The organism is Nitrospirales bacterium, assembly GCA_031315865.1.
GTDB lineage: Bacteria > Nitrospirota > Nitrospiria > Nitrospirales > UBA8639 > JAGQKC01.
Genome location: JALDRJ010000002.1, coordinates 2,504,277 through 2,529,170 on the forward strand (window position 1 = coordinate 2,504,277; position 24,894 = coordinate 2,529,170).

Here is a 24,894-nt window from a genome sequence, read left to right on the forward strand (position 1 = left end):
CACTGAGATGGTTGTAATTGTTTTAAGATAATGAATTGGCAGTATGGAAGAGCGTAGGAACACTATGGAAGAGACATCAACTGTGCCATTTAGATCTCAGCATTTTGCATGGTTGCTCCTGTACCTCAATCTTTTAATGTTGTTCCCGCGTAGTGGGCAATCAGTAACCTCTTTAGATCCTCAGAGTGCTTTTCGAATACTGATGGTAATGCTGGCTGGTACTATTGCCATACTCTCCTTACCCGGAAATGGTATGGCTATACGGGCACTAGTAAAGCTGCCGCTCGCTACATTTTTTTTCTTCGCAATCATCGCATTGTTTTCTTCTACATTTGCTTCCCTCTATTTTTATTCAATGTGGAAAGGTTTGGAAATTTTGGCTGATGTTCTTGTGATTGCAGTCATTATAGGCCATCAAAGGCCATTCGCGTCTATAAGGAAAACTTATAATCTTACATTGTTGTTGATAGGACTAACTGCCGCGACAGCATGGATTGGTGTCCTTGTGAACCCAGGTTATGCTTTTGTGTCTGAGAAAGGGTTGGTTCCTTTTCGCCTCCAGGGTTATTACCCACGACTCAACTCGAATAGCCTGGGGTCTTTTTCGGCTATTTCGGCATTGGTGGCCTTGATGAGATTATTCAACTGCACGCGTAGACGAGGATTCTATGCAGTAATCGCGGTAGCCATGGCTCTTACAATGATACTTACTACTTCGAGAACTGCCCTGATAGCGTTTGTGTTCGGTCTGCTTAACTTTTTCTTCTTTAGTAGGAGAAAAGCTCTTTTTTTTACATTACTTGGCGGAATCAGTCTTATTTTGATTGGAGGAATTGTTCAAGAGTTTGCTAGAGATTGGTTTCGTAAGGGGCAGGCCGATTCTACCCTAGAGTCTCTTTCAGGAAGAACCGTAGGTTGGAAAGCTGCCTGGGAGCTCTTTAAAGAATCGCCTTTTTGGGGTAATGGTTTTGCTTCTGCGGGACGTTTTGATGTATTAAATGATGGAGCCAGTACACTCCATGGTTCATTCTTTGAGATTATTGTCGGGGTTGGTCTCGTTGGATGTATGTTATGGGGCTTTTCACTGTTTTATACTGGCGTTCGCATATTTCGACCCCAAAACGTACTGGTAAAGAACTTGCCGACGGCAATTCTACATTGCCGATCCGAAGTGCTTTCATTATATGCCTTCCTATTAGTTCGAGGGTTAACAAGCTCCGGACTGGCCTCACATGAAAAGGAGTTTATGCTGATGTTGACATTAGCCGCATTTGCAACTATCAATCTAGGAGTCCAAGAGCAGACTGCTGAGAATCCCACGGGCATCATACAAGAATCTATGGAGGAGGCTGATGGCCCCAGTGATATGCCCGAACCACGTTACAAATACAAGTATTTAGAGTAACGTAATCTCATTGTACGATTACCCGTCTATACTATTGCAATTTTGAATTAGCCCATGTACTCGAATTTTCTTCGTCCTAGATTTATTTTGCCAGTTGTACTATTTGCCTTAGGGACCGCCTTTCCATGTACGATCTTCGGAAGTGCATATCCAGGCAGATCATCTGAGCAGGATAAATATGCTGAATCAGGAGTGCAATCGTCTCTTTGTGTGAAAGAGCAAGAGGATGTGATGCCTGGCGATGCATGGACCGTCTATGGCGAAGCCCAGAAAATGCCCGCAAAGATTCGACGTCCAAATTGGTCAGTAACGGCGACTACGCATAAAGTTGTGGTAGTTGATAACCCATTGAGCGATGAATGGATTCTTCCGTACTCGGATCCGGTTCCCAATACTTCAGATCGTCGGGTTGTCAGCATTGTGGCATCTCCTGGCGAATATGAACCAGCGAGTTTCGTCTTACGTGCGGGAACATCCCCTCTCTCAAACGTGGTCGTCAAGGCGCATGACCTAAAATCTTTGGAAGATCAAGAAAGCATCCCAGCGGGCCTCCTCGATGTTCGGATTGTCAAGTCTTGGTATCAATCTGCCGCAATCATGAGACGTGTGGCGCCTGGACAAACCAAACAATTTGTCTCCGAATTATTATTGCATGATGATCAATTAGTGCAGGTTGATCATCAACGTCAAGTCAATTTAGTGCGTACACGCCCTACCATATATGATGCACCAAGCCTTCTTCCCTTTACGGTTCAGGCATGTACAAATAAACAGATTTGGGTCACTGTCAAATTGCCAGAGACCATTCCAGCTGGCCATTATAGCGGAACAATTTCCATTACGATGAATCGCGATGGGCTCAAAATTCAAGACCATGTCGATCTAGACGTCGAAGTGCTACAGCAACGCCTACTCAAACCTGCCTACACAGTGGGTATGTTTTATCTTGGTTGGTTGACGAACCCGAAGTCCACGAGTTTTACAGGTAGGTCTAAGACGAGACGACAGATGCAGGAAGAATTTCTCGATATGAAAGAGCACGGGGTGGACACTGTGGGTCTTGACCATCAATATAATAGCCATAGCCCCGAAAAAGGAATTCAACATGCCTTTGAAAATTTCCGAGACTCGGCCAAAATGTTGCTCGATGCCGGGTATTCAAATGACAAACTGGTCTATATTGATTGGAACATGAATGAATCAAACTCACCAGCTCAGTATACAAGGAAGATTGATGCGTTACGAAATCTAAGCATATCACTTGGTTATCGACGATTATGGGTATACAACCAAGACGAGAAAAAGTATCACCAACTAATCAGTCAACGACATACATTCGAGACTGTCCATGCCTTTGATGCTTTGAACATAACTGCGGTGACAAAGGCCTCTATTGCCCAACGCCTGAAGGGACTTCTGGATGTGGCCATTATCCAACATGACACATCGGAGCATGTTATTTCATCTTTGAAGGCTGACGGTATAGCACCTCTGGCTTATGGCATGCCGCATTCTACCGAGGAGCGTCCGGCAACTACACGAGCGACCTATGGGTTCAGCATGGTTCGAAAAGGTTTTAGTGGGATCTTTTCGTATGCCTATCAATCCGGGTATTGTTGGGATGACTGGGCACAGTGGGGAGTACAGAATTACCGACCTGGCGTCATGGCTTATCCCACGGAGGGCAAACCAATTCCTACGCTCCAGTGGGAAGGGTGGCGAGAGGCGATCGATGATCTTCGGTATTTGGCCACCTATCTTCAGGAAGCCACTGGGAAAACAGATGGCCCTTGGCCGACCTGGTTAAAGGACAGCTTGCTCGTTGATAGCCCTCATGTAGTCAGAAAAAAAATAATACAACAACTTAGAAAAGAGAAGACTTGAACCAAGTTTAATGAGTGTTTTCCCATTCTTAAGAAAACTGTAATGGCTATTTTTTGCCATGCTCATGATAAACCGAATAGTGCATTGTCCTTTGTTCCATGTTCTTGGCAGGGTCTTGCTGACGGACCTTCAAGGTAGTGTGAACTATTTTCGGAAAATGTGAATTTTTCGCCTGACCGTAGTTCGCTGCTGCTCGTGCGAATATACTCCTGAAATATCTATAGGCCTCACAAGTCACTTCAGTGTCATAGCTTCTTGCACCATTCATAAAGCTGGAATTTTTGGGGGTCCTTATCTCTGGTAATTCACGAATCCACTAAACGACTTTGACCAGAACAGCAACAAATATAGTCATTTTTGACCAGGCCCTTGTTAGTGGTTCCAATTTCATTACAGGCTTACTGCTTGCTCGATTCCTAGATATGGAAGCGTATGGAGAGTTTGTTCTTGCTTTTGGTGTCATATTATTCGCTTCCAACATGCAGATGGCTCTAATTGTCACTCCAATGATGGTTAACGGGCCGACTCTTAACTCTGATAGAGCTGACAACTACTATCGTTCAGTTTTTGTCCTGCAGGTCTTTGTAGCCTCATTTTTTTTTCTTGTAATTTTAACTCTTGGTCACCTGTTTCATTATTTTTTCTTTAATCAGACTGTCCATAAACTGTACCTTCCTTTGGCAGCAGCAACGGCTGGATTTCTCATGCAAGACTTTTTCCGGCGTTACTTTTTCTCACTAGATAAGGGAAAGTACGCCATGTGGAACGATGGTCTCAGTTACGGGGGCCAGATCTTCGGTTTATTGTTGATGCATATGACGATGGGGCTGTCAGTGGAGGATTGCCTTCACATTATGGCTGCAACATCATTTTTGGGTGTTCTCCATGGCATGCACAAATTCCAATCAGGTTTTCAACTATTGAGACTAAGCCTAAATGACCTTTTGTCCATCGTCTCCAGTCATTGGAGTTTTGGTAAATGGCTCCTTGCTCGAAACATTTCATATTGGAGTGGTACACAGGCTGTCATCTACCTCACGGCATTCTTCGTTTCTGTGGTGGCTGTTGGTGCAATGAGCGCGGCTCGAAATATCGTTGGTGTCTGTAATATTTTATTTCTAGCGATAGAAAACTTTGCGACACCCCGTGCTACAAAAATTTTTGCTTCTGGTGGGCACTTGGAGCTGAATCGTTATATTTTCCGACTTTCCATTCTCGGTGGAAGTATGACAGGGCTGCTCGTAATCACTGCCTCGCTTGCGCCAGATTTCTGGCTGTCACTAGTGTATGGTAGCAGCTATGTAGGTTATGGCTGGGTCGTTATCGCATGGTCTTTATTCTATTTTTTGGGGTTTTTTCAGAGGCCATTCGGTATTGCTTTGCGAGTCTGTCGAGAAACTCGATCCATCTTTATTGGTACGTCGATCGGAACTCTTGTTGCTATACTATTGAGTTTTCCCGCTATGTACTATGCTAGTCTCGCAGGAACAATGTTTGTGTTAATTGTCACTCAGCTGGTGATTACGCTATCTTTTGTGTGGGCTTATCAACGTATTCAGATTACGTCGGCAAGTAATGGATGAGGATTTGAAAGTTTGTTGAACCGCCAGAATCCATCTTGCTTCGGCTTTTGGCACACATCATAAGGAATGTTCTAACTCAAAGATCAGTTCTTGCTTCAGGCCTCGGTCTATGAGTCGCTTTATACCTCAATTCGAAAAAAACATTCTTTATGAATACGGTTTTTGTAATATTGCCCCCTATTAAGACAACGACTCTGCAAACTGAGTCCAGTGTGGCTGATCAACGCGCGAGGCATCAGTCTGAAGTGGCGGAGTGGGATGCCAATACGAAAGCAGCCATTGTGGTGCAAGGGCTCAAAGGGAAGTCGGCGGTAGCTTGGTGTACAGAACATCAAACGAGTCAAGCCCAGTATTATCCATGGCGTGACCAATTGCAGACTCATGCCAGCCTAGCCTTTGAGGGCCATCAGCGCAGCCAACAGGAAGCGGGAAGGCAGCAAGAGCTGCTCGACTCAACCAGGTGGTGGGCGAACTGCCCCGAGAGCCAAAAAAAGAGACGGGGGCCATGACTCGGCAAGAGTCTGCGTCAGTGGCGGAACGCAATGTCGCTTTATGCGTAAGCATCAGTGGCTGGTGCCAGCCAACCGTCGGTTGCATGCCCCCCGAACGCCGATCCGCAAGAAGCTCAAACCCCAGCGGCCCAATCGGTGGGGGGGCTAGACCTGACGAAGGTGCTCGTGGAGCCAGAGGGCTGGCTCTAGATTGTCCTCGTCTTAGCCTGGTACACGAAAAAGATTGTGAGGTGGCGGGCGGGCGACACGGACTACAGCTCAGGATTGGCTCCAGGCCCTTGAAGCCGGCCTTCAGCAACAATTACCACAAGGAGTCAAGGAACAAGGGGTGCTCCTCATGAGTGACAATGGGGGGCAGCCGACGGGCAAAGCCTTTATCCAAGCATGCAGGGCATGAGGCATTAGGTAGGCCTTTACGAGCGACAACAATCCCAAGGGCCATGCCGATACGGAACATCTTATACGGACAATGAAAGAAGAGCTTATCTGGTTACGTGAGTGGAGGAGTCACCGCGAATTGCACGCGGCCTTGGCCGCGTGGATGGAAAACGATAACACCCGCATCATCACTCGGCCTTGGGCTAGCGAACCCGACGCAATTCGAACAGGACCAGCACCCAAGCCCTCTGACTCAGTTCGAAGCCACTTGATAAATGGGGTGCATTACATCAAGCTCAACAATAAAGATTGCAATGAGAGAATGGCCTGAATACGTTTGAACCCATGATCATATGTCTGACAGGGATGCATCGCTCGGGGACATCGCTGATGTCGAGTTACCTTGAGCAGTGCGGCATTTCAATGGGTGAAAAGCTGGTGGGCCCAGCCAAGGGAAATCCACGCGGTCATTTTGAAGATATCGAATTTGTTGAGTTTCATGACGGTATGCTGGCGGATAATCGGTGCCATATGTATAACCCACGAGCACACCTCACCATTTCTCCAGAAAGTCATCAAACCGTTGAACGTCTTATCGATGCTCGGAAGCAAAAATTTGCAAGATGGGGCTGGAAAGATCCTCGCACAACGCTTTTTCTTGATCTTTGGTCTAGCCATTTGCCTGATATCCCTTTTATATTCCTCTATCGGCATCCACAATTAGTCGCTGACTCTCTTTTTAAGCGAGGAACTGATCGTCGACTCATGTTGATGCCATGGCTGGCCTATATTGCGTGGATTGCCTACAACGCTCGAATCGTGGATTTTTATAAACGTCATCCTTCAAAGTGCCTGGTGTTAAACATTCAGGGAGTTGCAAGAAAGCAGAAAGACGCTCAAAAACGACTCAGCCAATTTCTAGGGTATTCACTCGATCAACCATACAGCACGATTTACAAACAAGAGGAAATTTCAGAGGAACCTCGTCAAAGAAGTCTTCCTCGATGGATTCTAGAAAATATGTATGAAGAACGTCTGATGTCCATCTATCAATCGCTGGAATCAATCGCTGCGATCCCTGAAATGCCATGATGTCGTACGATGTGCATCCACTGACTTGAGACTTTTTCCATGGCGAGGGACCGTGTGCTCACCAACCGTCAAAAGATCGAACATGAGGTTCCAGATCTTCCAAACGAGGATCAGACTGCCAAGCAGATTCTCCTTTCAACGATATTGGGGAAACTCAACGATCAAGACATCGAATACGCTGTTGTGCATCCTGGACATTCCAGGTTTCCCGATGTCGATTCTGATGTCGACCTTGTTTTTGGGGAAGATCCCAGGGAACTGTTAGATCGTATAATCGAAGAAATCTGTAAATCCCACAACGGCATTCGGTTAGTTCAAAGGCTCTTTTATGACGTCTTTTGCGGCTATTATTACATCCTAGCCATATTGAATGATCGTGGGTTCACATTCCTGCATCTTGACTGTTTGTACGATCCCTATGGGATTAATCGGTATCATCTGCCAACGTCGTACCTGTTAGAAAATCGCTTACAAACTTCCTATGGATATCGCTGTTCTGTTGCACGTGAGGCTGAGTATCTTTTCCTGAAAAGAATCATTAAGAATTCGTGGACAGAGTCAAATACAAAGGTGATGCGAAGCTTATTTATGTCGGGTGGACATGAAAATCAAGTGATGGCTGAGAAATGGTTGGGAGCTAAGGGAGCAGCCTTGGCAGACGCATTTTTTCGGTCTGCACCGCAAGTGGTGGACCAACATTTGACAGATGAGCTTAATCAGTTGCTCGAGTCAAGATTTGCGTCCCGACATGTTGGCAAGTGGATAGTTCGACACGTCATGACCCTTGTGCGTCATATATCTCGAGTCTTTCGGGCCACCGGGTATTTTGTCGCCATCGTTGGCCCAGACGGTGCTGGAAAATCGACGATCAATCAGTCGGTTCAACGTATGTTGAACCGTGGATTTCGCCATCAATGGCATTTTCATTGGCGACCGAAGCTCTTACCAAAATTGAGCCGTACCTCCTCATCCCAACCCCAAGATTCCGTTGAGGCACCACCGGAACACTCTCATTACCGGGGGCTAATTTCATTTCTCAGGTTCGTCTACTATTGGGCAGACTTTGTTCTCGGGTATTGGCTGATCATTTTCCCCAAGCGTGCAAGGTCCACCCTAATTATTGGTGAGCGTTACTTCCCTGATGTTCTTGTGAATCCAGAACGTTATGGGTTTGCTGTCCCCAATTGGCTGATGCGTCTTGCTGCTATCGCCGTGCCTTCAGCAGACATGATCATTTTACTCAAAGACGACCCGGAAGCAATTTTTGACAGAAAACCTGAGCTTTCTGTTAAGAAAATTCAAGATCAGCTTATTCGGTATGAAGAAGAAATTTCACACTGGCGTTCCCCCAGCGCGATTCAAACTGCAAACGGGGTGAATGACACGAGCAAGAATGTGGTTTCGCATATTGTGAACAACTGCCACCGGCGTCTCTATCCTCAGGCCTAGGCTTTAACCGTCGAGCATCCTTTGACAACTGCACGTGTTTTCCCAAGATTTGGCCGTCCGAGGGTGTTGGTCGCCAATCCTCAATCCTTTTCTTCGGCTTTAACATTAGTTGCTCAAAGTTCACAGGTTTCTGAGCAGTGTGTGCATGTGGCTCGACGACTCTCGCTGGGGTTGTTTCATATCCTTACCCGACAGGTTCAAGAAAGTGATCGAGCCATGTTTAATCAGCAGGAAGCCAAAGAGACATTGCACAATGTTTTTCATCTTCCTCATGAGAACATCAATTACTATATAGGGGCTCCGAGCCCTCGTCAAAAGGTGACCGCACAGATTAACCAGCAGGGAAGAGTGATTGCCTATGTGAAAATTGGGACACTCCCAGAAGCGAAACTCCTCATACGTCAAGAACGAGAAATCCTGAGTGAGCTTCAGAGAAAAGGATTCAATGATCAACAATTTGGAGCGCTGATTGGTTCTCATTCGGTCGATGGCAGAGAAGTGATTGTGATGGCTGCTCCTCGCCTTGAACTCGCCAAACGACAACTTTCAATGGATATGCAAGATGTAGAATTTGTCCGGGGGTTGTTTGCTTTGTCTCGCACGGCTTGGTCTTTTGCTCAATATGATGATCGAATCGGTCTATCCAGAAGAATCTCAAAGATTTGCGAGTTCCCGCAACTTCGAAGTGTTCGGAGAGGACTTTTGCGTTCGATGAAGATTCTCCAAAAGTTCTTTGATGCAAGAGAATTACAGACAGGATTTTGTCACGGCGACTTTACGCCGTGGAATACCTTGCGCCAGGAACATGGTGTGCAATATGCCTTCGATTGGGAGTATGGAACTACTTGTGGGCCGGCGCTGGCAGATCTCTTTCATTTCGTGCGATCCGTTAAGCACCATGTCCTTCATCATCACGCTATCCGACTTGTGGCCGAGATGTTTGATGAACAAAAACCCGAAGTCAGGATTTTTTCTGATTTTGCGCGGCTGCTAGAGATTGAACGCGATGCTCTTCCTGCGTATTTTCTCCTTTACCTCTTGCAAGAAATATTACGCCATGCCGAAGTCCAGGGCTCAGTCCATCCAGCGTTGGAACACTACCCCAGTCAGGTGGTGCAGATCATGTATCTGGTGTCGTGTATGAATGCGACTTTTGACATCATGCAGCGGGGGATGCGGCGACGGGTGTTGGTGGCGGCGTACGCATGTGAATCTGATAAAGGATCAGAACCGGCGGTTGGGTGGAATTGGGTGCAGGAAATCTCGAAGGAAAATGAAGTATGGGTCCTGACAAAGTCAAATAACGAGGACAGTATCCTACGAAGTTTGGCGCAGACCCCGAATGAGCATCTTCATTTTGAATATGTCGAACTCCCACGGTGGATGTCATTTTGGAAAAAACGACAGCGTGGGGTGAGAATCTACTATTATCTTTGGCAGTATGCGGCTCTGTGTCGTGCCTATTCACTTCATCGATGTGTTGCTTTTGATGTCGCGCATCATGTCACGTTTGTGAATGATTGGCTCTGGTCCTGTCTGACTCTTTTGCCAATTCCCTATGTATGGGGTCCGATCGGCAGTCATCCCCCATATCCAAACAATCTTTCGTGCAGCATGCGAACTACGTTTCAAGAAATGGTTCGTCTTACGATCCAGAGAGTATGCCGTATCTGTGACCCATTGTATTGGATGACCGCTATACGAGCCAAGCATGTCATCGCCATAAACGAACAAACGTTGAATCAATTTCCCTTATCCAGGCTGATCCGATCAAAGTCTACGGTTTCGCCGGCTATTGCGATAGCTCCACAGGAGCAATGGACTCACGATAAGAAATCCAGACCCTTTCGTGTCTTATTCGTTGGACGTCTCCATTATGTGAAGTGTCCCAATCTTGCTGTAGAGTCTTTTTCCCGTTTCTTGGAATTCGATCGATCGGCTGAATTGATTCTGGTAGGTCGCGGGCCCGAAGAACAACGGCTCAGGCGATTAGTCAGTGAGCTTTCTTGTACGGAGAACGTTCAATTTATACCGTGGCAAACAAGAACTCGCGTTTTAGAGCTGATGCAGGAATGTGATGTGTTTCTCTATCCCAGCGTTGAGGGAGGTGGATTCGTTGTTCTTGAGGCCATGGCTTCAGGACTTCCCGTCCTCTGTCTGGACTATGGCGGTCCCGGCGCGATGGTTGATGCCTCTGTCGGCGTGAAGATCCCGCTCAGCAATCATCAACAAGTCGTGTTTGATCTTTGTCAGGCACTTCGAACGATCAGGGAAAATCCGGTGCTTATGGAATCGTTGTCGGCTCAGGCGCGAGAGAAAGCTGACCGAGTATTTTCATGGACTGCGAAAGGAGAGCTTACCAATGAAGTGTATCGACGAGTGGTCCGCTGAAAATTTTATTGGCGTTCACAAGAGTTGGGAAGATATTTGTATCGATATTTGTATCATGGGTGAGTCTATCAAAGTTAACGCAGATGACCACTTCGTGTTGATCCCACTCCAGCATGAGTTATTGTCAAAAGTAGTGTCTGAGTCGTTGTTCACGCGGCGACCGGATCACTGAGTGTTTGTTCCATTCCATCGGTAAACTGGCTCCCTTCGATCACCTGGGGCAACTGCTGGAAACCGCACAGCCGTCGCCAGGTCCGTTCGGCACACTGCCCTAACTTGAACATCATGTGGAGCATGCCATCGCGTGTGAGACAGCCGTTCGTCTGCTTCGTCCGATGCCGAATGGTCCCAAAGGTCGATTCGATCGGATTCGTGGTGCGCAGACTCTGCCAATGGTGTGCTGGAAACGCGTAGAACGTCAGGAGCTCCTCCCGGTCTTTCTGCAAACACCCCGTCGCTTTCGGATACTTCGGCTCGTAGATCTTCAGAAAACTGTCGAAGGCCTGTTCAGCGGCCGCTTTCGTTTCAGCTTGCCAGATCTCGTGTAACGCCTGTTTCGCTTTCGGCTGTACAGTCGTGGGTAAGGCATTCAACACATTGCGGGTCTTGTGCACCCAACAGCGTTGCTGTCGGGTCGTGGGATAGAGTTCTTCCAAGGCCGCCCAGAAGCCCATCGCGCCGTCTCCCACCGCGACCTTCGGCGCCTTCATCCCTCGGGCTTGCAGATTCGCGAGCACCTCCCGCCAGCTCTGCGTCGACTCGCGCACGCCATCCTCAATGGCCAAGAAGTGTTTCTCGCCTCGGGCGTTCACGCCGATGACGACCAACACACACAGTCGCTGCTGGTCAGCCCGGAGCCCAGTGTAGATCCCATCGACCCAGAGATACACCCACTGCTCTTTATCAATGCGACGCTGTCGCCAGGCCTCATACTCTTCGCGCCAGGTGTGCTTCAGGCGGGCGACCGTGCTGGCCGAGAGCCCCTTGGCGTCGGGACCGACTAAAACTTCCAGGGCCGTCTGCATCTCGCCCGCCGAAATCCCTTTCAAATACAGCCACGGGACCGCCGCTTCGAAGCTGGCTGTCTTGCGCACGTCGGGCGGGACCAGCGCGGAGCGAAACGTGACCGGTTCGCCTTGCCGACTCCGGACCTTCGGCACCTGAACCGTCACCGGCCCGATCCCCGTCTGAATCTCACGCGCAGGCTGATACCCATTGCCGACGACGATGGCCCGGCCATGCTCATCTTGCTGCTTAGCATACTGAGCTACTAGCTCCGCTCGCTCCGCTTCCAATGCATGAGCCAGCAGGCGCCGGGCTCCTGTCCGCAGCAACTCGGTCAACGTATCCCGACTCACTGGCTCTTCTGGTTGTCGTTTGGTACTCTCTTGCATCGTGGCGTCTCTCCTTTTTTGAGGTTGATCTAAGGATGTCTCGCAACACCCAGTTCAACCCGAGACGCCGCGTCTTTTCAACTCACATCAGACACCACTTTCGAGTATAGCTCCTCCAGCATACCGTGAGACTAAACGCCTAGCAGTTGAATTTTAAGCGCCACGCAGCGTTAACTCATGGGTATCTACTAACGACTTTGAGTGGATAAGTTGTCAGTTAAATGGTGACTAAATTTTTAGCATAGTTAGGTGTTGGATGTTCAATTTTCATCATGTATCCGATAAAATGGCTCCTTGAACAATGGTCGCGACATCCGAAACTTGTGAAAGGAGTCTGCCGTGAGAGGAAAAGGATTTACGGTATGGTTTACGGGGCTCCCATGCTCAGGAAAGAGCACCTTATCAAAACGGCTCCACCAGCATTTGAAGGAATTAGGCTACCCGGCTGAGATATTGGACGGTGATGAAGTGCGAAAGCGGTTGACCAAAGGGTTGGATTTCTCTAGAGACGGACGGAATGAAAATGTGCGACGCATTGCCTATGTGGCGAACCTCATAAGCCGTGTTGGTGGAGTAGCGATCACAGCGGCTATCTCGCCGTATGCTGCCTTACGCGCGGATGCTAGGAAGGAGATATCGAATTTCATTGAGGTGTATGTCAATTGTCCTCTGGAAGTTTGTATTGAACGAGATGTAAAGGGACATTATGCCAAGGCTAAACGTGGTGAGATTCAAAACTTTACAGGCATTTCTGATCCCTATGAACCCCCGACGAAGCCAGAAGTGGTCGTCCAAACAAATGTGGAATCTCCAGACGAGAGCATCAAGAAGATCGTGGAGTATTTAGCTAAGAGTCGATACATTGAGGAGGAAGCCGTGAGGCGGAATAATAAGGATAACAGCATGATGTGAAGGCAAAAAGCCCGCTTAATCCGGAGATTGAGCGGGCTTTCTATCAAACTGATATCACTGATGTGGAATTAGCCGCGTCGTTTATTGGTTAAATACCGACCACCGACCAGTGCTCCAAGTCCCGTAGCAAAGAGGATGAATGCGGAGGGAATGGGCACAGCATTGGCGCTAAGCGACTTGATATAAAATTGGTTTTCATTTACTTCTAGAACTCTGAGGAAATTTGTTTCAGCGGCGAATTTGAACATATTCCCGACCAACGGTGATCCGGAGAAATCAATAAAACCGGTCCCATCAGGTAACGCAATTGGATTCCAGTCCCCGCTATCAATCATTAAGTAGAAATTTGTATTTCTTCCACCATCATTGAAATCTATGCCATGGATTGCGTTTCTGAAATCGATGCGATCGATCGATAGGATTTGACCGTCCGTACCGGTCAACTGTAAGACTTCGGTTACAGTGACGTTGTCATCGGCCGATCCTGATTTACACTCATTGTCTGTTAAATTTCCCTGAGTGTGATCACCCAAAATTTGACAGACCCCCAACCCAGCTGGCCCGTTACCGTCATTGGAGTCTAAATAAGGATTATAGGAAATTTGTTCATTCCCATACTGATACGCAGAGTGGGAAATGTTCACGTTGTCGATGATCCACTTAAATGCAGGCGAACCTTGTTCTCCGCCAGTAACGTTTGCCTGACCGACTCCGCCGCCAGCAGCTGGTAGTCCTGAGGTTATTCCTGGGACGTTCTGATGATCTGCTAGCCCTGCATAATCGAAAAGGGCGGCTTGGGCCATGGAGCCGCTAAATACGAACAACGAAGAAAAAACTAATGATGAGACCAGCTGATGTTTCATATGAAACCTTCCTTATTTCCCCTTCAGTCCCATCCATGACTTGAAGGTTGGTTGATAGTTAGAACGGATGAAACTTATTCAATGCGAATCAAAATTTACTTGAACGTATTTCTCCTGTTTCCTACCTCCTTTTTCTTACCTTGTGTCTTTCGTACAGTGCGAAAATGCCAAGATACTCTTTATGAACTCTGAATATGATGAATGTTTATCCAGGTTTTTTCTCTCGGAGCTGGGAAGGACGAAATGGTCCCTGCCCTTTCGCGTTCCAATATGATGTCACGCGAAAATAGCAAACAGATGAATTTCTGCTAGTTATGTGTGTTGTGGATGTCATCATGGAAGGCCATTTTTACCACCAAATTCTTTAGATTGGTCTTCCCTGACGCTGGTATAACAATACTCATCCAATGAGTATGGAGGGGATTAGAATTTGTTAATGTATCTTAGTGTTATTTGTAATGCAAGCCTTTTTTTATCGTTTACTTAGCCATCTGGATGTTTATTTCTGTCATGCTGCATGGGGAAGGCATTCTATAGCGTGGGGCAATATGCCATAGAAGACAAAACACTCACGACGAGCGGAAATGAGAAATGATTGGAGGGGACAGTTAGCCTGGCAGATACTGAAAATATGTGTGTACCCTGGTTTGAAAAAAACGTGGTGAGATAGGTAGTATCCAGAATTGGGTAAGAACGCTAAAAGCAGTTCAATATGATTTTATTTTATTGGTGGTTTATTGAAAATTCATTATTTTAGTCATTCTTTCACCGTATTTATTAAGGTCTCTTGAGAGGATTCAAATGAATAACCTATCATCTCTTCGATTTTCAGGGCATCCTCCATACATTCTAGCTCCAACAATGTTTGTTCTTTGCCTGTCTCTTCTCGTCGGGGCCTGTGGGAGCGCGGAAGAGCGTAAGGCCGTGTATCTCGAGAAGGCAGAGAAGTTTCTCGATGAGGGGAACTTCCCCAAGGCCCGAGTGGCCTTGAAGAATGCGGTGAAAATCGACCCCAAGGATGCGCATACTTACTTCCTATTGGCGCGCGTTGCGGAAAAAGAGCAGGAATGGTCACAGGCCTTTGGGAATTATCTCCATATTCTTGATTTAGACCCCAATCATCGAGCTGCACTCACACGTCTGGCCAGGTTTTACCTAGCTGGTCAGCAGAAGCAAAAAGTCTCGGAAATTGCCGGTATGCTGTTTAAACAAAATCCTCATGACCAGCTTGGTGAGACATTGAGGGCATCTGTCCTGTTTATGGATGGGGAAAAGAACAAGTCGCTCGCCAAGGCACAAGAGATTGCTGTTCAAAATCCCACTGATGCGGAGACGCTGATTTTGCTGGCTGCCGTTTTCTCTGCGAATAAAGAGTTTGAGAAAGCCCATGCCCTGCTGAAGTCAGGATTGGCTGCGCAACCCGAGGATGTGGACTTGCTCAATAACGTCGCAACGACCTACTTGGCCATGGGCAAGCCGCAAGAGGCTCAAGGGGTGTTGCAAAAAATTATTGATGTTGAACCGCATGTCTTTGCACATCACGAAAAACTGGCCAAACTGTATCTGTATCTCAAACAACCCGATCAGGCCCGTGCGGTTATTCGCAAGGCGGTTGAGCGAGAGCCAGACAATGAAGATCGGTGGAAGCAGTTGGTCGCATACTCGGAGCCGTCTCAACGCGAACAGGTATTGCTTGATGCGCTTGAACAATTACCCCATTCTCTGAGTCTGCGTTTCTTACTTGGGCAGCTTTACGAATTCAATAAACAGCCTGAAAAAGCGCGTGCAACCTACGAAGCCATCGTGGCGGAAGAAGAGACGAGTGACCCTGGTCTCAAGGCTGAGGTGCAATTGGCGCGGATGGACTTTTCAGACAAGAAACAAGAACTGGCCAACTCACGTTTAGAGAAGGTCTTGCATGAAAGCCCTCGCCAGGCCGATGCGCTGTTACTCAAGGGCAAAATCGCGTTGGGGGAACGTGAAGGGAAAGAGGCGGTGCAGGCGTTTCGGACGGTGCTAAAAGACAATCCCAACCAGAGTACTGTGCTGAATTTGCTCGGCAAAGGCCATTTGTTGTCTGGCGAGTTTCAGTTGGCGCATGAAAGTTTTGAAAAGGCGGTTGAGTTGAATCCACGTCAGTTTGATGCTGCGATGGCGTTGGCTCGATTATCCGTTAAGAATGGGGATTACCCCAAGGCGCAACAGTACCTTGAATCCATCCTCACAGAAGCTCCGAACCATCTCGAGACATTGGGATTTTTATTCAAAGTTTATGTGGCGCAAAACCAATGGAGTGAGGCCGAAAAGGTGCTCGTCCGTCTTCGGGAAGCAAAAGGTTCTCCTTATGCGATTGATTTGGCGGATGGTCTGTTAGCACAGGCGCGTCAACAATGGGATCGCTCAAAGAAATCTTTCGAAAAAGCGATGAAAGCCAAACCGAATGAGTTGGCTCCGCTGACCGCACTCATCAAACAAGAGCTGTTTCGGAAACGTTCTGCCGAGGCCGAACGATATCTGAAACAATTGGTGGCTAAAAATCCCGAGCATCCCTATGCTTCTGGGCTGCTTGGCGCTGTCCTCGTTCAACGGAAGGATCAGCCCGCAGCGCTATCCGCCTACAAACGGCAAACAGAAGTCAATCCGGCATGGATTGATCCATGGAGGGATTGGGCGATGCTAGAATGGTCGAGCGGGAAAAAAACGGAGGCTATTCGTATTTTAAAGCAGGGCTTCAGCCTGAATCCCGATGCGATTCAATTAGCGACAGCTTTGGCTTCTCTCTACCAGGCTAATGAGCAAATTGATTTGGCTATTCAAGAGTATGAGGCGATCTTGGTGAAGAATCCCGGCGCTGTGGCGGCGGCCAATAATCTGGCATACTTGCTGACTGATAAAAAGGGAGATCAAGAAAGTTTGGCGCGAGCGTTGGCTCTGACGAAAAGCTTTAATTCCAAAACACCGAATCCACTCCTGCTAGATACCTTGGCTTGGGTGCATCATAAATTGGGGAATCATTCCGAGGCTGTCAGCCTCTTGCGAAATGCCGTCGAGAAGGCCCCTACGCATCCACTCTTAAACTATCATTATGGGGTCGTCTCGCTCCAAGCGGGAGATTCTCGAACTGCCCAAAAGCATATAGAGTTGGCGCTGCAAAGTGGCTCTGGCTTTGAGCATGAGATGGAAGCCCGTGAACTATTAGCAAGTCTTACTAATCCTTCATAGCGTAAAGGTTACGGATATGCACCATTCTTTTTCTTCTCGGACATGTTGGCCGTCTTTGATTATGAACTTTTCTCTTGCGGTCCTCGTCCTTTTGATGTCGTGTCTGGCGTGTGTAGAATTGAGTATGGCCCAGACGGAAGAAAGCGCTTCTGATCCCACGAGTACTTCCAAGAAAGAATCGAATTATCAAATCGGTCCTCAAGATGTGTTGCAAATTTCAGTCTGGAAAGACGAGATTTTGTCTCGGGAAGTCGTGGTTCGTCCTGATGGTTTTATCACCTTTCCGCTCATTGGCGAAGTCTTAGCGGAAGACCGGCCGGTTGAGGCCTTGGCCAAAGAAATGGATGAACGGTTAATCAAATTTGTCTCCGACCCTAGAATTACGGTGGCTGTATCCCAAGTTAATAGTTTTAAGATTTATGTGATCGGGAAAGTTAACAAGCCTGGCGAGTTTCAACTGGGGCAATATACCGACGTCATGCAAGCCTTGAGTTTAGCCGGTGGTCTCACGCCATTCGCCCGGGAGGGGTCGATAAAAGTACTGAGGCGCGTGGAAGGAATCCAGACGACCTTTCCGTTTGATTACAGCGATGTCTTAAAGGGGCAGAATCTTGAACAAAATATCGTCTTGAAGCGCGGAGACATTGTGATGGTTCCGTGAGAAGTGGCGAGTGAGGAATAAGACGTGTGGTGTAAGCTGGTGGTCACGGCATTTGACGATATTCATGAGAGAGTCGTTCAGAAGAAAACGGTTGTATGGGATTGCCTCTATTTTGATGGCTCTGCTTCTCTCTTCTTCTGGCTTGTTCGCAGCTGAGTGGTCCGTCGTGCCGGCCTATCAAACTCGTGGGCAATTCAATGACAATATCACCTTGACGACGCGACCGCATAATTCTGTCTGGGCGGTATGGTTGAATCCGAGCGTGCAAATGCAGTATGCCACGGAAATTCTTTCGTTCCAGGCTCATCCAGAATTTGAATATGTCCAGTATTTCGGCAATTCTCAAAACGATAAGACTTTCGCGAATTTTTTTCTGCCTTTCAAGGGTTCCTATCACACTGAAGTCGATCGTTTTGGATTCAATGTTGTGATAAACAGAGATATCGCCTTGCTTGGTGAGCTTCAAGAAACCGGGATTGTGACCAACTTTATCCAACGACAAACGAACACCGCGGGAGGCAATTGGGAACGAGTCCTCACGGAGCGCTTATTCCTTGATACTGGCTATCAGTTTAGATACGTCAATTATGATAAAGGAGAAGAATCGGGCCTGTTTGATTTTCAAACCCATACCGGGTCGTTTGGTCCTCGTTATGAATTCACCGAAGAGACACAATTCCATGGCACGGCGTATTACACCAATACGCATTTTGAAGATTTTGGATTTCGTTCGCAGTCGTTAGGGGGAGAAGTTGGGATTACTCAACGTATTTTTGAAACCTACACCGTGACGCTCAATGGTGGAGGACGTAACGTCTGGACGACGTCCACATCGAATGGGATTCAAAGTAAAAATACGAAAATTGTGTGGTTAGTGAATGCATCACTTGTTAAGGAATGGGAACGATCCAACGCCTCTGTTGCATACAGCCGTACACTTAATCCAAGTGGAAGGGGTGTGCTGCTTGCTACTGATCGGGTGTCGGTAGATGTGGACCATGAGCTGACGGAGAGAATTACTGCCTCGCTGAAAGGGACATGGACGATGAATGATACGGTGGGATCATCTTCTGAGCGAAATCGAATCCAAAATACGCGGTTTTGGCAGATTGCTCCTGCAGTGAGTTGGCGTCTAAGGGAAGATTGGTTGTTGCGTTTTTCCTATACATATCGGCAGCGTAATCGTAATGTGCAGGGAGGGGATTCGAGTGGCACGGCTAAATCCAATTCTGTAGACTTGTCTCTGACGTACACCTGGCCCAAGTGGTCCCTGTCTCGATAAGGTCTGATTCGGATGTCAGAATCATTTCAATCACTTGAGTTTTGCCTCGACATCGTTCGGCGGCGGCGGCTATTGATCTTTTTTGTTGGCGTTTGCTTGTTTGCGCTCGCGACTGCAGTGGCCATCCTCTGGCCTCCGACGTATCGTTCTACTGCGACCATTCTGATCATCGAACAAGAGGTTCCAAGCGATTTTGTGCGATCTACGATCACCAGTTACGCCGATCAACAAATTGAACGGATTAAAGCTCAGGTAATGTCTCGTTCTCGTTTATACCCCATTATTGAAGAGCATAATCTGTATGAAGATCTTCGAGAACATGATACCTCGGCTGCAGCGCTTGAAGAATTTATCGATGACATTCGGATCGAGGTGATGAGTGCAGATGTGGTCGATAGACGAACGGGACGACCTACTCAGGCAACAATTGCTTTTACATTGTCGTATGAGGGGAGTGCTCCTTATATAACTCAGAAAATTGCCAATGAACTGACGACATTATTTCTGAATGAAAATCTGAAGAATCGAGAGCAACAGGTTCAACAGGCTACGGCCTTTCTTAAACAGGAATCCGAGAAATTAGCCAACTCTCTTCAGCAATTCGAAAAGAAGATTGCTGAATTCAAGAATAAGGCCAATGGAGCCTTGCCTGAACTCTTCCAGATGAATATGCAATTATTAAGTCAAGTGGAGCGTGAGCTCATCGAGAAAAATCAGCAAGCCCAGGTCCAAGAAGAGCGCATCCTTTATTTAGAAGGCGAATTGGCGAGGCGCAAGAGTGAACTGCAAATAAAACCTGACGGTTCTTTGAGTTTGCGGGAGCAACTCAAAGCCTTACGTCATCAATATGCAAGTCTGGCATCACATTTGTCGCAAGAGCATCCAGATATTATTAAGCTCAAGGGGGAAATTGAGGCTCTTGAGGGAATAGTTGGCAAGCCTAGTGACAGCCGGGAGTTGTCGGAGGAACTAAAAAACGAAGAGTTGAAACTTTCTAAACTTTTAGAAAAGTATGGAGATGATCATCCAGATGTGATTCGAGCTCGTTCGACAATTGTCTTGTTGAAGGAGCAGACAACAGATACGACTTCTTCCGGATCTGATTCTGAAGATGATAATTTATACGATCCTACCTATGTGACTCTCATGACCCAGCTTGCCACTGCCAAGACAACATTCGCGCATTTGTCAGCGAGCAAAAAACGTTTGGAAAAACGAGTAAGTGAGTATGCTGCGAGAGTGGAGTTGACTCCGGAGATCGAACCCACTTACCAAGCTCTTGTTCGTGAGCGAGATAATGCGGCTAAAAAATTTCAAGAATACCGTTCCCGTTTGCTGGAAGCGCAGGTTGCCGAAGGTTTGGAATTAGAGCGAAAGGGTGAACGTTTTTCACTTGTCGATCCACCGAGTTTGCCGGAAGAACCTATTCGTCCCAATCGAAAGGCCATCATATTCCTTGGCTTAGTGTTAGCGTTAGCTGGTGGCGTTGGTAGTGCGGTGTTGGCCGAGAGTCTGGATGATTCGATTCGTTCTGTGGACCGTTTGCGGGCCATCGCCAAGATTCCGACACTGGGCGTGATTCCGTATCTTTCGACTCGCGAAGAACAACGGGCTCGCATCCGAGCCCGAAGTCTGTTCGGAGTAGGGGCTCTTGTATTGACGGCGGTATCATTAGTGATGATTCATGTCTTTTGGCTCCCACTCGACGTAATTTGGTATACCGCGCTTAGGAAATTACGAATCGGGTAGCGAAACAGTTTTTGGAGGAGAATTAGGACGTGGAGCGTATTCAACAGGCATTGGAACGAGTGAAGCAACCTCAAGTTCAACAAGGAGAGGTAGTTACAGCTTCTTCATCGTTGAGAGACACCGTTCCCGATCCCATTCGTTATTCCGGGACTAAGACGCGCCCAAGCAATCTGGAGGATCTTGTCGCTCGTCGTGTGTTAACTTCGGACCAGCATAGTCCCTTTGTCGATGCCTACAAAATTTTGCGTACTCAGGTTTTGCATCGCCTGAAAGAACATCGTTGGAATGTTATTGGCGTGACGAGTCCTGGGGCTCAGGAAGGGAAAACGATAGTGGCCGTGAATCTAGCCATTAGCTTGGCGTTGGAGCCCAACCACACGGCGTTATTGATTGATGCAAATCTTCGAAATCCTCAAATTCATCAACTTTTTGACGTTGATAATTATGGGTTGGCCGACTATTTGTTAGATCAGGTTTCCGTGTCTGAGCTTCTGATTCATCCTGAAATCGATCGGTTAGTGGTGATGCCGGCCGGTGGACCTGTGAAGAACTCGGTCGAAACGTTAACCCTTGCGAAGATGACGACACTCGTTCAAGAATTGAAACACCGGTATACGTCCCGTATCGTAGTGTTTGATCTTCCTCCGGTGTTGGATACGGCTGATGTCATTGGAATAGCTCCGAGACTAGACGCCTTGATTCTCGTGGTGGAAGAGGGGAAAACTACGGAAAAACGCATTAGAGAGGCTCTGGCGAGTGTGCGTGAGACCGTCCCTGTACTTGGTGTGGTGATGAACAAGGCCGGGCGATTGTCCGGTGGAGTATCTTCGTAGCATGTTGAGGGCCGATAGTGCGTAGAGCGAGAGTATTACAGTCCATTAGACTTTAGGGCTTGTGGCATTTCTCAAGTTGGATATTGATGTACGAGTCATATTTCGGATTTACAGAAAAGCCTTTTTCGCTTTTTCCAGACCACCGATTTCTATTCTTAAATCGCCGGTATAAACTGGCGTTAAGCCTGTTAGAGTTCGGTGTTTTGAACAAGAATGGTATGATTCTGCTTACGGGTAGTCCAGGCATTGGAAAGACGACGCTGCTTCAAAAAATCCTTTCTGAGGTCGATAATACGATAATTGTCGGAAATCTGACCTTTACGCAGGATCACGGTCGTAGTGTTTTGCCATGGGTGCTGCATGCATTCGGATTGTCGATTCAGAGCGAAGGTTCACCTGACATGTTTCATATGCTGTCAGACTATTTTTCAAGTATCTATCGTAATGGCAAAGGAATTTTGCTGGTTGTCGACGAGGCTCAAAACCTTGACATTCCTCAACTCGAAGAATTGAGGCTCTTGTTTAATCTGAATGATCGTGAAGGGCCGGTCCTTCAACTTGTTCTTGCTGGTCATCCGCAATTGCGAGAGCAGCTCAAGGACCCTCGCTTAGCAGCATTTGTCCAGCGGATTGGGACAGATTTCTCGTTGGAATCCCTAACGGTAGAAGATACGATGGCCTATATTCGTCATCGGCTTCTTGTCGCCGGAGGAAGTGCATCGCTGTTCTCTGAGAAAGCTTGTGGTCTCGTCTATCGATACTCCCAGGGCATTCCGCGTTTGATTAACCAGTTGTGTGAGGCAAGTTTGATCTATGGATTTTCTGAGCAGGTGAGCCGTATCACCGATTCGTTAGTATCTGATGCGGCAACGGATCGTCAGCTCAGCGGGTTGTATTCAGAACATGACAAGGATCGCCACGAAGCGCACGTTAATGAAGCGATCCCAAATGGGGAGCCCGCGCCTGTTGCCACTCAGATAGTGGATGTCAGTCATGGCGACGGGACGGTTCAGTCTGCGAATTTGCGATTCATGAGAGACGAATCGCTTGAACCAAATCCTGGGACGCAAGATATAAGGAATCGTCTTTCAAGCGTGACTCAACGCAAAACGACTTCTGTTTCGTTCAATTCTGTCGAGCTTGTGAGGAATCCGGATAAGTATTGGGAAGAAGGACTCAAGCTTCGAGATGAAGGATGGTGCCTTGAAGCCATTCAACAGTTTAAGCGAGCTGCGATGCACAGTCGCTATCATACATCCAGCTGGTTTCAGATCGGGCAATGTTACCTAGTCTTAGGGAAACGAGCAGAAGCCTTGAAATCTTTCCGAAACTCGCTCAGTAATCCTCAAGGGTCTGAGCACGAGGTGGCGTCCATTCAGTATGCAATGGGACAAGTGTTGGAAGATGTCGGTCAAATGGAAGAGGCTCAGCGGTATTATGAACTTGCGGCCGCCACGGATCCCACGTTTGAACCGGATCTGCAGTCGATTTTACAATTGACTGCTCGTGGTGGGACAGCTCAGACGAACTCTCGTTCGTCATGGGTCAAGCGTCTCCTGCGATTTCTTTGGAAGTGAGCCCTTTGGTCGACTTTCTGAATATTCTTCATGCCAAGTTAGAGCAGCCCCTGAAGACCAATCCCCAATAGGATAAGTGCTGATAGGTATCCGAATTGATAGACCTTGTCTGCGAAGGCTTGAAGCAAGACTTCGCAGCAAAAGAAAAGAATAATCAGTCTTGCCAGCAGTAAGCCGAGGTTGATCCCTCCCATAAGAATGTCCGGGAGAAATGGGATGACTACCGCTAAAAATAACAACAAATAATCCATTGGGTTTACGAGAAATTGTTTGGTCTCATCCAGGTGTATGGCCAGCAGGAGCAAGACCACGAGTAATCCGAAAAACACTGAAATCATGACATGAACATTGACGGTATTCACCGTCAAAAACTCTTGGGTGAGGTACAGAACAAACGTGCAGCCCAAATACAGACCCATTCTTGTGATTAACGAAATCGCACTTTGGCTGAATAGTAAGCCAATCATGAGTAAGAGCACGAGGCCCATGATCGAAGCCGTGATTTCAAAGGGTATATTCGAAGCAATCGTAAGTCCGAATAAGAGAAATCCAAACACGCCGATGCCGAGCCCATAGACGCACCACCTCGAAAGCCACGGGATAGAACGAAACCATGTCCGCCAATAGAGTATGTCAGCACTGGCTGTTTTCACCGTACCAGCCTGAAGTTTCTTCGACATGGCAAAATAGAAGAACATGCCGATACTAAGGAGAAGGAGCAAATAAACTCCTGCGAGGAGAAGATCGGGAGCCCACCGTAGGTTATAGCCCAGAAGAATCATTCCGCTCTGGAAGATGTAGATGATGAGGACGGCTTGATGATGAGAGAATCCGATGGCTAAGAGCTTATGATGCAGATGTTGGCTATCTGCCTGAAAGGGAGATTTCCGTTCATATATTCTCTGGGCTGTCACAGCTATCATGTCCAATAATGGTAACCCTGCGAAATAGAGTAATAGCAGGGGGCTAAAGGGTGTCCGATCCTGACTGGTCAGAAGAATGGCAACGACCCCCATTAAAAATCCTAAGAATTGGCTACCGCTATCTCCCATAAACACTCGAGCTGGATAGGTATTGAACCGTAAAAATCCTAAGAGCCCCCCCATAACAGGAAGCGTGAGAAAGAGGACCACCACATCATTAATCTGGTAGGCAATATAAGCCATGACGCCAAAACTGAGAAACGTCAATCCTCCCGCCAGGCCGTCCAGGCCATCTGAGAAGTTAATAGCATTTGTGAGTAAGACTAATGTGGTCATGGTTATGCCGGCGAGCAACCAGGGGGGGAAAGTTGTCTCCACCATTCCGGAGAGGGGTTGCCAGGTCAGGTGACTGTAGATGGTTGTAATGGCGGCGGCAAAAAACTGTGCGAAGAGTTTGTGTCTTGCCTGAAGGTCTGCGTAATCATCAAGACTTCCGACGACGACGATGATGATAATACCGAGAAATATACCGTTCATGATTGGGTGTCCGATTCCCCAGATACCTATGGCAATTAAGGCACCCATGGCGAATGCAAGGCCCCCAACCCGAGCAACAGGCTCCTTGTGAACTTTTCTGTGTCCTGGTCTATCGACGAGTCCGATGTGATTGGCTGCGACGATGAAAATAGGGGTCAACAGCGTACCGATAATGAGGGAGGAAAAAAACGTATAAAAGAGTGAACTGCTCATGAGGGGCGACGGGCATCATTGAAGGATCGGGATG

General features: G+C 47.5%; 17 protein-coding genes. 14 read left to right on the forward strand and 3 right to left on the reverse strand.

From position 1 onward, the window contains the following. Nucleotides 1-64 precede the first annotated feature (64 nt). The 7 genes from MRJ96_11440 (at nucleotide 65) to MRJ96_11470 (ending at nucleotide 10,694) form a co-directional block, all read left to right on the forward strand. Nucleotides 65-1,405, forward strand: coding sequence for an O-antigen ligase family protein (locus MRJ96_11440; protein ID MDR4502052.1), 1,341 nt, complete (start codon nucleotides 65-67; stop codon nucleotides 1,403-1,405). A gap of 231 nt (nucleotides 1,406-1,636) precedes the next feature. Continuing rightward, nucleotides 1,637-3,289 (forward strand): hypothetical protein, encoded by a 1,653-nt coding sequence (locus tag MRJ96_11445; GenBank protein MDR4502053.1) that lies wholly within the window; start codon nucleotides 1,637-1,639, stop codon nucleotides 3,287-3,289. 422 nt (nucleotides 3,290-3,711) lie between these two features. Beyond that, nucleotides 3,712-4,872 (forward strand): hypothetical protein, encoded by a 1,161-nt coding sequence (locus MRJ96_11450; protein ID MDR4502054.1) that lies wholly within the window; start codon nucleotides 3,712-3,714, stop codon nucleotides 4,870-4,872. A gap of 212 nt (nucleotides 4,873-5,084) precedes the next feature. Then, on the forward strand, nucleotides 5,085-5,381 hold the full coding sequence (locus MRJ96_11455; protein MDR4502055.1) for a hypothetical protein: 297 nt from the start codon (nucleotides 5,085-5,087) through the stop codon (nucleotides 5,379-5,381). 771 nt (nucleotides 5,382-6,152) lie between these two features. Beyond that, nucleotides 6,153-6,854 (forward strand): hypothetical protein, encoded by a 702-nt coding sequence (locus tag MRJ96_11460; protein ID MDR4502056.1) that lies wholly within the window; start codon nucleotides 6,153-6,155, stop codon nucleotides 6,852-6,854. 39 nt (nucleotides 6,855-6,893) lie between these two features. Further along, nucleotides 6,894-8,303, forward strand: a complete 1,410-nt coding sequence (locus tag MRJ96_11465; GenBank protein ID MDR4502057.1) for a hypothetical protein — start codon at nucleotides 6,894-6,896, stop codon at nucleotides 8,301-8,303. A 21-nt stretch (nucleotides 8,304-8,324) separates the two neighbouring features. Further along, a complete protein-coding gene (locus tag MRJ96_11470) occupies nucleotides 8,325-10,694 on the forward strand; it encodes a glycosyltransferase (GenBank protein MDR4502058.1) in 2,370 nt (789 codons plus the stop codon). 149 nt (nucleotides 10,695-10,843) lie between these two features. Here MRJ96_11470 and MRJ96_11475 read toward each other — a convergent pair whose 3' ends face one another. Beyond that, on the reverse strand, nucleotides 10,844-12,088 hold the full coding sequence (locus MRJ96_11475) for an IS256 family transposase (GenBank protein ID MDR4502059.1): 1,245 nt from the start codon (nucleotides 12,086-12,088) through the stop codon (nucleotides 10,844-10,846). Between the two features lie 339 nt (nucleotides 12,089-12,427). On the opposite strand from MRJ96_11475, the gene cysC reads away from it, so the two are divergent. Beyond that, on the forward strand, nucleotides 12,428-13,000 hold the full coding sequence (gene cysC, locus MRJ96_11480) for an adenylyl-sulfate kinase (protein MDR4502060.1): 573 nt from the start codon (nucleotides 12,428-12,430) through the stop codon (nucleotides 12,998-13,000). A gap of 68 nt (nucleotides 13,001-13,068) precedes the next feature. Here the strand turns inward: cysC and MRJ96_11485 are convergent, their stop codons facing one another. Then, nucleotides 13,069-13,863: a hypothetical protein gene (locus MRJ96_11485; protein ID MDR4502061.1), complete on the reverse strand. Its 795-nt coding sequence runs from the start codon at nucleotides 13,861-13,863 to the stop codon at nucleotides 13,069-13,071. Nucleotides 13,864-14,664: 801 nt separating this feature from the next. Here MRJ96_11485 and MRJ96_11490 point away from each other — a divergent pair. The 6 genes from MRJ96_11490 (at nucleotide 14,665) to MRJ96_11515 (ending at nucleotide 23,187) form a co-directional block, all read left to right on the forward strand. Next, on the forward strand, nucleotides 14,665-17,085 hold the full coding sequence (locus tag MRJ96_11490) for a tetratricopeptide repeat protein (protein ID MDR4502062.1): 2,421 nt from the start codon (nucleotides 14,665-14,667) through the stop codon (nucleotides 17,083-17,085). A gap of 124 nt (nucleotides 17,086-17,209) precedes the next feature. Further along, on the forward strand, nucleotides 17,210-17,746 hold the full coding sequence (locus MRJ96_11495; protein ID MDR4502063.1) for a polysaccharide export protein: 537 nt from the start codon (nucleotides 17,210-17,212) through the stop codon (nucleotides 17,744-17,746). A 64-nt stretch (nucleotides 17,747-17,810) separates the two neighbouring features. Further along, nucleotides 17,811-19,028 carry a hypothetical protein gene (locus MRJ96_11500; GenBank protein ID MDR4502064.1) on the forward strand — a complete coding sequence of 406 codons (1,218 nt, stop codon included), beginning with the start codon at nucleotides 17,811-17,813 and terminating at the stop codon, nucleotides 19,026-19,028. Between the two features lie 12 nt (nucleotides 19,029-19,040). Next, complete coding sequence (locus MRJ96_11505; protein MDR4502065.1) at nucleotides 19,041-20,777, forward strand: hypothetical protein; 1,737 nt, start codon at nucleotides 19,041-19,043, stop codon at nucleotides 20,775-20,777. Between the two features lie 29 nt (nucleotides 20,778-20,806). Further along, nucleotides 20,807-21,610 (forward strand): exopolysaccharide biosynthesis protein, encoded by an 804-nt coding sequence (locus MRJ96_11510; GenBank protein ID MDR4502066.1) that lies wholly within the window; start codon nucleotides 20,807-20,809, stop codon nucleotides 21,608-21,610. A 218-nt stretch (nucleotides 21,611-21,828) separates the two neighbouring features. Beyond that, the gene (locus tag MRJ96_11515) at nucleotides 21,829-23,187 is read left to right on the forward strand and encodes an AAA family ATPase (GenBank protein ID MDR4502067.1); all 1,359 of its coding nucleotides are present in this window, start codon (nucleotides 21,829-21,831) and stop codon (nucleotides 23,185-23,187) included. Nucleotides 23,188-23,225: 38 nt separating this feature from the next. On the opposite strand, the gene MRJ96_11520 is transcribed toward MRJ96_11515, so the two are convergent. After that, on the reverse strand, nucleotides 23,226-24,860 hold the full coding sequence (locus tag MRJ96_11520; GenBank protein MDR4502068.1) for an undecaprenyl/decaprenyl-phosphate alpha-N-acetylglucosaminyl 1-phosphate transferase: 1,635 nt from the start codon (nucleotides 24,858-24,860) through the stop codon (nucleotides 23,226-23,228). Between the last annotated feature and the right edge of the window lie 34 nt (nucleotides 24,861-24,894).